The sequence below is a fragment of the bacterium genome (genome assembly GCA_024224155.1).
Taxonomy (GTDB): Bacteria; Acidobacteriota; Thermoanaerobaculia; order Multivoradales; family JAHEKO01; genus CALZIK01.
Window position 1 is genome coordinate 1 of the sequence record JAAENP010000101.1, and the last position, 3,122, is coordinate 3,122.

The 3,122-nt window shown below is 61.0% G+C and carries 4 protein-coding genes; 1 reads left to right on the forward strand and 3 read right to left on the reverse strand.

The window, feature by feature from the left end; all coding sequences use genetic code 11:
- Positions 1-20 precede the first annotated feature (20 nt).
- The gene (locus GY769_06105) at positions 21-1,163 is read right to left on the reverse strand and encodes an IS630 family transposase (GenBank protein MCP4201493.1); all 1,143 of its coding nucleotides are present in this window, start codon (positions 1,161-1,163) and stop codon (positions 21-23) included.
- A gap of 28 nt (positions 1,164-1,191) precedes the next feature.
- Between GY769_06105 and GY769_06110 the strand changes: the two genes are divergently transcribed.
- Entirely contained in the window at positions 1,192-1,464 is a 273-nt protein-coding gene (locus GY769_06110) for a MarR family transcriptional regulator (GenBank protein MCP4201494.1), read from the forward strand.
- 54 nt (positions 1,465-1,518) lie between these two features.
- On the opposite strand, the gene GY769_06115 is transcribed toward GY769_06110, so the two are convergent.
- A protein-coding gene (locus GY769_06115; protein ID MCP4201495.1) for an IS5 family transposase occupies positions 1,519-2,276 on the reverse strand; the annotation gives its coding sequence in 2 pieces (ribosomal slippage) (positions 1,519-1,934 and positions 1,934-2,276; 759 coding nt in all).
- 93 nt (positions 2,277-2,369) lie between these two features.
- The coding region (locus GY769_06120) for an aminopeptidase P family protein (GenBank protein ID MCP4201496.1) at positions 2,370-3,122 on the reverse strand (753 nt) is incomplete at its 5' end.

Here is a 3,122-nt window from a genome sequence, read left to right on the forward strand (position 1 = left end):
CTAGTACCGTTCCCCAGAAGTTATGACTCTTTGATGGTTTCGTCGATTTCGAAATTTGGTTTTGGGTAGAGGCGGGCGAGTTTGTCTCTGGCGTGATCTGTTGAGAACATCCATTTGATGCGCGCGGCGCAGTCGTTTCGCTGTTTTTCCCAGGCGGCTATCTCGGTAATGAGCCTTTCGCGGCTTTCGATGCGTCGGTCGAGGCACTGGCTTTTGAGGACGCCGATCTCGATTTCGACCATATTGAGCCAGGAGGCATGTTTGGGCGTGAAGTGGAATTCCAGGCGGCGCAGGATGCGGCGCGCCTCGGGTGCGGGCAAGGCACTGTAGAGGGAAGCGGCGCTATGGGTCGAGAGGTTGTCCAAGACGACGCGGATCTTCTCGGCCTCGGGGAAGTGGATATCGGTAAGGTCTCGCATGCAGCCCGCGAAGTCGATCGCGGTGCGGCGCTCGGTGACCTTGACCTTGCGCCAGGGCCGATGGACATCGAGGAAGACGAAGAGGTTGGCTGTGCCGTTTCTCCTGTACTCGCAATCGAAGCGCCGGGGCCTTCCCGGCTCGGCCGGGATCGGCCGCCTGGCCTCGCCGATCAGCTGGATCGGGCTTTCATCGAAGGAGATCACCGGACGCTTGGGATCAGGGGCCTCGCCATAGAGATCGAGCACATCTTCCATGGCGGCGACGTAGGCCGCGTCGACCTTGGGGATGCACCACATCTTGCGGCGCCAGGGTTTCAGGGCATTTTCCCCCAGGCGCCGGCGTACGGTCTCCTCCGAGACCTTTTCATGCTCGGTGAGCGCGACCATGGCATCGGCCAAGAGCGCCAATGTCCAACGAGCCCGGCCCACCGGCGGCGTCGAGCAGGCGGTGGCGATCAAGAGGCTTTCCTCCTTGCCGCTCAGCTTGCGTTGCCTGCCGGTGCGCGGCGCCTCGGCCAGGGCGGCCTCCAGGCCGCCTTCCACAAAGCGCTGCTTGGTGCGATAGACGGTCGAGCCGCTGACCCTCACCTGGGCCTCGATCTCGCCGTCGCTGGACCCGGCATCGGCCGCCAGGAGGATCTGCGCGCGCTTGATCTTGCGCACCGCATGCTTGCCGCTCTTCAAGAGCACCATCAGTTCTGAGCCTTCGGCTTGGCTCAAATCGACACGATAGACTATGTTCATCGGGGCCTCCTTCTTGAAAGCCGTCTTGATGAATCACAGTCCCGATGCCTGTCACCCCCCCCAAGAGGCGATCTTCAGCGAAAAGCAGGGCCAGTATCTCGCCTTCATCCACGCCTATTCGAAGATCAACAAAAGGCCGCCCGCCGAGGCCGACATGCAGCGCCATTTCCAAGTCACCCCGCCCTCCGTCCATCAAATGGTCCTCACCCTCGAAGCCAAGGGCTTGATCAAACGACAGCCAGGAATAGCCCGATCCATTCAAATCTTCATCGAACCAGCCGCTCTACCAGTCCTCAAATGATCCTAAATCAACCCGTCATAACTTCTGGGGAACGACACTAGGGTCTGTTGACAATTACCTTGCAGCGATTATCGCGGCGACGAGGTTCAGGTTAGCGGCGTAGCTTGTGTCTGTCTTGTCATATCGCGTGGCGATGCCGCGGAACTCCTTGATCTTGGCGAAGTAATTTTCGACGAGATGTCGCCAGCGATAGATGTGCTTGTCGTATTGATACTGGTTCTTGCGATTGCTGCGGGGCGGAATGACGGCGGAGGCGTCGCGTTTGTCGAGATCTTCCCGCAACCAATCGACATCAAACGCTTTGTCGGCCAACAAGGCCGCAAACTCAAGATCGTGAATGAGGGGCGCGACGCCGACGGTATCGTGGCGCTGTCCCGGCAATAGAACAAACCGGGCCAGGTTCCCCAAGGCGTCCACCAGGGCAACGATCTTGGTGGTCAATCCGCCTTTGGAGCGCCCGATGGCCTGATTTCGAGTCCCCCTTTTGCGCCGCTCGCCTTCTGGTGAACGCTGACGATGGTGCCGTCAATGAGGGCGTATTCGAAGTCCGGCTGTTCCGAGAGAACCTCGAACAAGCGCTCGAACACGCCCTTTTTCGCCCAACGGCGAAAGCGTTGGAAGGCATTGTTCCAGTCGCCAAAAGCCATCGGCAGGTCGCGCCACGGCGAGCCCGTGCGGACCCGCCACAATACCGCTTCCAGAAACAAGCGGTTGTCCGCAGCGGTGACGCCGCAATCTGTAACCTTGCCAGGAAGGTGGGGCGAAACTTTCTCCCAGACTGCGTCAGCGATGGCAAAACGATCCCTGTTCATGCAAAACTCCCTGCAAAAGGAAGCTTGAATCACTTTTTGACGGTCTTGGGAATCCCCCTAATTGTCAACAGACCCTAGTGTGGTGGAACCGAACTAGCGGCAGACGTGATAATCTGGGGTGAGTCGGCTCAGCACCTCGCGCCCGTCCTCGGTGATCACGATGGTGTGGCCCAATGACATGGCCTGACCGGCGTCGGCATCGATCAGGATAGCATGCAGGAAGAGCACCATTCCAGGCGCGGCCAACAACGGGTTACCCGAATAGAGCATCGGCGGCACGTCCATCCAGGTCGGTTTGTAGGTCGCACCCAGGGAGTAGCCGCAGGCGGACATGCGGTGGCTGCCAAAGCCGGCGGCGTCGTAGACCCGGCGATGAGCGTCGTCGACGCCGCCAAGGGGCTGCCCAGGGGCCGCCGCCTCGGTCATCGCGGTCATCGCGTCGCGGGTCACCTCGAACATATGGCGCTGACGGTCATTGCCCTCGCCGATCGCCACGGTGCGCATCAGGCAGGCGCAATAGTGGCGATAGGTACAGGCGAATTCGAGGGTCAATTGATCGACCGGGTCGAGATTGCGGTGGCCGGTCGCCGAGCGGATCAACAGCGCCCGCTCACCCGAGCCGAGCACCGGCCCCGACGGCGGCAAATCGCCGCCGCCCCGGAGGTTGACGCTTTGCCCGGCGGCCGAGATGTCGCCCTCGAAGACACCGGGACCGGCAGTCTCCAGCATGGCCTCCAGCGAATCGTCGGCCAGTTCGGCGGCGCGACGCACATAGACGAGCTCCGTCGGTGACTTGACCATGCGGACCGTGCGAATCAGATTCGAGCCCTCCACCAGTTGGCACCC